General features: G+C 67.3%; 4 protein-coding genes. All 4 read right to left on the bottom strand.

Features of this window, described 5'->3' with window-relative positions; genetic code table 11:
• Window positions 1-55: 55 nt before the first annotated feature.
• Complete coding sequence (locus ABIR17_RS07075) at window positions 56-1,021, bottom strand: ABC transporter substrate-binding protein (RefSeq protein WP_348003678.1); 966 nt, start codon at window positions 1,019-1,021, stop codon at window positions 56-58.
• Between the two features lie 158 nt (window positions 1,022-1,179).
• Complete coding sequence (locus tag ABIR17_RS07070; RefSeq protein WP_348003677.1) at window positions 1,180-2,109, bottom strand: PaaX family transcriptional regulator C-terminal domain-containing protein; 930 nt, start codon at window positions 2,107-2,109, stop codon at window positions 1,180-1,182.
• A 101-nt stretch (window positions 2,110-2,210) separates the two neighbouring features.
• Window positions 2,211-3,080 (bottom strand): amidohydrolase family protein, encoded by an 870-nt coding sequence (locus tag ABIR17_RS07065; RefSeq protein ID WP_348003676.1) that lies wholly within the window; start codon window positions 3,078-3,080, stop codon window positions 2,211-2,213.
• A 10-nt stretch (window positions 3,081-3,090) separates the two neighbouring features.
• Window positions 3,091-4,020 (bottom strand): aldo/keto reductase (locus ABIR17_RS07060; RefSeq protein WP_348003675.1); only part of this gene is annotated, 930 nt, incomplete at its 5' end.

Below are 4,020 nucleotides of genomic sequence, written 5' to 3'. Positions count from 1 at the left end.
CGGACCCGGAGAGGTCCGGCCGCGACTGGTGAGTCAGATCGACGGGTCAGTCAGATCAGCGATACATCTTCGTGAAGTCGGGCAGCGACGGAAGCACGCCCAAGTCAACCGCGAGGTGAGCGAGCTTCTCGATCTTGTCCTTGTCGAGCGTCGCCGTGAAGTGCGGCAGCGGAACGTGATCCGCGACCGCTTCGGGCACCTGAAGGTTGTCCTTGATCGCCTGACGCACGAGGGGTTCGTTCGCAGTCGCCCAGTCGAGCGCTTCGGACATGGCCGCCGTGAAGTCGTCAACCAACTGCGGGTCGGACTTGATGAGGTCGTTTGTCGTGTAGTTGACCAACAGAGGCAGACCCGGGATGGTCTGCTGGTACGGGTACATCACCAGGTTTCCACCGCCACCGACGATCTGCGACACGAAGGGCTCAGGAACCCACGCCGCGTCGATGTTGCCGGCATCCAGCTGCGCCTTCGCATCGGGGAACGCAACCTCGACGAACTGAATCGTGGTCGGGTCGCCGCCAGCCGCTTTCACGGCCGCCATGATGGTGACGTCGCCTGCGGCGCCGAGGCTGTTCACCGAGACGCGCTTGCCAGCGAGGCCGGCGATCGTGGTGATTCCGGATGCAGCCGACGACACCACAGCGTTGACGTCAGGACCGGTCTCGAGGCTGCTGGCGTAGTTGCTCAGCACCACGATTCCGAGGTCTTGAAGCTGCGCGCGGAACGGGCCAAACGGCTGCCCGACAGCGAACTGAACATCCCCGCTGAGCAGGGCGGGAATCGCCTGAGCGCCACCCTGGGCGGGGACGACCTCGACGTCGATGTTGTGATCGCGGAAGATCCCGGCGCCGATCGCACCCCAGAGGGCACTGGTTTCGACGATGGGAAGAGCTGCGACCCTGACGGTGCGCATCTCTGCACTGCCGCTGGGCACGGGCTCACTCGACGGGCCGGAGCACCCGGTCAGGATCAGGGCGGCGGCCGCGACGGCCGCGACGCCCCAGGGGAGGTGATTCTTCATGAGACCTCTATTCATTCGACGTTGAATGGTGCGTAGGGACGCCGGAGTCGGGCGTCCGCCATCCGAATGGATGACATTTATGGTCCCCATATTCACAGTGCATGTCATGTGTGTCAATCCCATGACGATTGCTCGCCCCGAGACGGAGCCGGCACGACTCAGCCAGCCAGCCGGGTCCAGTCGTCCGCGGTGCGACGCTCGACGAGGTCCCCGAGCTCGAGCTCGAAGGTCTCGACCACCGACCTCACCCGCTCGGTCGCCAAACCACCCAATTCCCCGTGCGCACGCAGCAGGAGATCGCGTGACCGGGACCGCGGCCAGCCGGCCGGCAGAATCGACTCGGGAAGCTCGGGGTCCCGGGCCGAGAGATCCAACCAGTCCTCGAGCAGCCGGGTGCGTTCGACCAGCGCTGACGGCGCATCGAGGCGAGCGGCGGCGAGGGCCGCGAGGGCCGCCTCGGCGCGAGCAATGAACGCGTGGTACTCGTCAGCCAGCTCCGCGAGGTTCCAGGCGTTTTGGGGCATCCGGGTCGGGATGCCGGAGTCGGCGAACGATGCCTGAAACGCCGTCGCCTCAAGGCCGAGCACCGAAAGCGCGTCCACGGCCGCCTCATGTCGGTCATGGGGGCAGATCCAGACCTCGTCATAGAGGGAGGCGAATCCCAGCCAGCCCAAACGATTTCGAGCTGCCGCGCGAAGGGAACGCTCGCGCTCGGGAATCTCGAATGCGACGATGCTCCACAGCCCCGGCCACGCCTGTCCGTCGTCGCCGAACTCCGCGATGCGTCGGGAGGCGGCGCGCAGAATCTGCTGCGCGCGAGTCGTGGCGCGGTACGCCGTCGTACGGCCGGTCTTGGTGGAGGCGAGAAGTCCGCGCTTCACCATCCTGCTGAGCGCCGCGCGGGCGGCGGCGTCATTGACACCGAAATCGCCGAGGAGCGTGACCAGTGCGGCCGACGGCATCCCGGCCTCAGGTTCGATCCAGTAGTCGCCAAACAACATCAGCAGCAAGTTGGGCGGCGACCCGCTGCGCGTTCCCGCGATGCGCGAAAGCGACGCGGTTCCTTGTGCGTCGCCGACACCGGACATTCCGTCATTGTGGCACGGCACGCGATTGGTTCCGTCGGTCGTGTTCCGTCGGTCGCGACGCAACGCCCGAGTTGGTCACCCCGCGCCCAGCGCGGACACGCCTATGCCGTGACGGCGGCGATCCGGTCAGCGTCGAGGGCGTAGACCCGCGCTGCGTTGCCCCCGAGGACGGCATCCCGCGCCGCCTCGTCGCAGCCCGCGAGCAGCTCGCAGGTGGCGTCCCAGGTGCGGGCGTAGCCGCCAGCGAGTTCCGAGATCGGCCAGTCGCCGCCGTAGAGGAGTCGGTCGGCGCCGAACAACTCGAAGGCATCGTCGGCGAACGGGCGCACCTGCTCGAGGGTCCAGGAGTCGAGGGCGCCCCGGGCTGAGTACAGGCCCGAGAGCTTCGCAACAGTTCGCGGGTTGCGCGCACACTCGGCGAGGAGCGCTCGCCAGCTGTCGCGTTCCGCCGCGGTGCCACCGATCGGGGGCTTGCCGAGGTGATCGATGACGATCGTGAGTTTGGGATGACGCTCCCCGATTCCGGGCAGCGCGGCGAGTGCCGCCGGGTCGGCGGTGGGAAAGTCGAACGGGAAGTCGTGGGAAGCCAGCAGCGCGAACCCCTCCTCGACCTCCGGACGCTCGAGCCAGGCCGGCGGGTGCTCATGCACCAGATTGCGGATGCCGACCACGAGCGGGTCCGCGACGAACCGTTCGAGAGCGACCGCGAGTCGCTCAGGATCGTCGAGCGGGCTCCACGCGACGATGCCGAGCACCATCGGATGCATCGCAGCCGCCGTACGCATCACAGCGGTATCACCGGCCTCGTCGGAGGCCTGCACGAGAACGACCCCCTCGATGCGGCGCTGCTGAAGCGTCGGCTCGATTTCCGCGATATCGATCGTTCGGTACAGGTCACCAGCGCCCGGTCCCAGCCACGGATAGTTCGCCCGGGCAAGGTCCCAGACGTGCAGGTGCGCGTCGATAATCATGGGGCGCCGTTCAGGCCTCGACCGCGCGGAGGAAGCCGCCGTCTTCGAGCTCTCGCCAGACATCATCCGGAATCGCGGTCTCGTAGCGCTCAATACCGCCAGCGCTCTGCTCGGCGTTGCGCGCTCCGACGACGACGGAGACCACCGCGGGATGCCGGAGGGCAAACGCGACGGCGACGTCGGGCAGGGTCACTCCGTGCCGGTTGCAGACCGCGGCGATCGCCCGCGCCCGCGCCACGAGTTCGGGCGAAGCCGCGCTGTATTCATAGTTCGCGTCGTCGGGTACTTCGGCGCGGCTGAGGAGTCCCGAGTTGTAGATGCCGGCCGCGACAATGCCGACGCCGCGCTCGAGAGCCAGCGGCAGCAGGTCGTCGAGAGCCGACTGATCGAGCAACGTGTAGCGCCCGGCGAGCATCAGGAGGTCGACGTCGCAGCGTCGCACGAATTCGGTCAGCATCGCGGACTGGTTCATTCCGGCACCGATCGCCCGAACGACGCCCTGCTCCCGGAGTTCGACGAGAGTGTCGATCCCCGTCGTCGACGCCTCCGCCCAATGGGAGTCGGGGTCATGCAGGTAGAGGATGTCGACCGAGTCGAGCCCGAGCCGCTCGAGGCTCTGTTCGACCGATCGCAGGATGCCATCCCGGCTGAAGTCCCACTCGCGGCGGTGCGCGGCCGGAACGACAAAACCATCGTCGTCGGTTTCATGGGCACGTTCCGGGGTGGGAACGAGGGCCCGGCCCACCTTCGTGGAGATCAGATACTCGTCGCGGGGACGATCGCGCAGTGCGACGCCGAGTCGTCGTTCGGAGAGGCCGAGGCCGTAGTGCGGAGCGGTATCGAAATACCGCACCCCGCCGCTCCAGGCAGCGTCGGTGGCTGCACTCGTCGCGGCGTCGGTAGTCTCTCGGAAGAGGTTACCGAATGGGGAAGTGCCGAG

Origin of the sequence: Pseudolysinimonas sp., from assembly GCF_039912695.1 — a bacterium.
Lineage (GTDB): Bacteria > Actinomycetota > Actinomycetes > Actinomycetales > Microbacteriaceae > Pseudolysinimonas_A.
The sequence above is the reverse complement of the archived record's forward strand: the minus strand, read 5'-3'. Positions and strand labels throughout refer to the sequence as shown.

Coding starts and splice junctions, on each gene's coding strand:
- ABIR17_RS07070 (WP_348003677.1), bottom strand. CDS start 2,109: ATGTCCGGTGTCGGCGACGCACAAGGAACCGCGTCGCTTTCGCGCATC.
- ABIR17_RS07075 (WP_348003678.1), bottom strand. CDS start 1,021: ATGAAGAATCACCTCCCCTGGGGCGTCGCGGCCGTCGCGGCCGCCGCC.
- ABIR17_RS07065 (WP_348003676.1), bottom strand. CDS start 3,080: ATGATTATCGACGCGCACCTGCACGTCTGGGACCTTGCCCGGGCGAAC.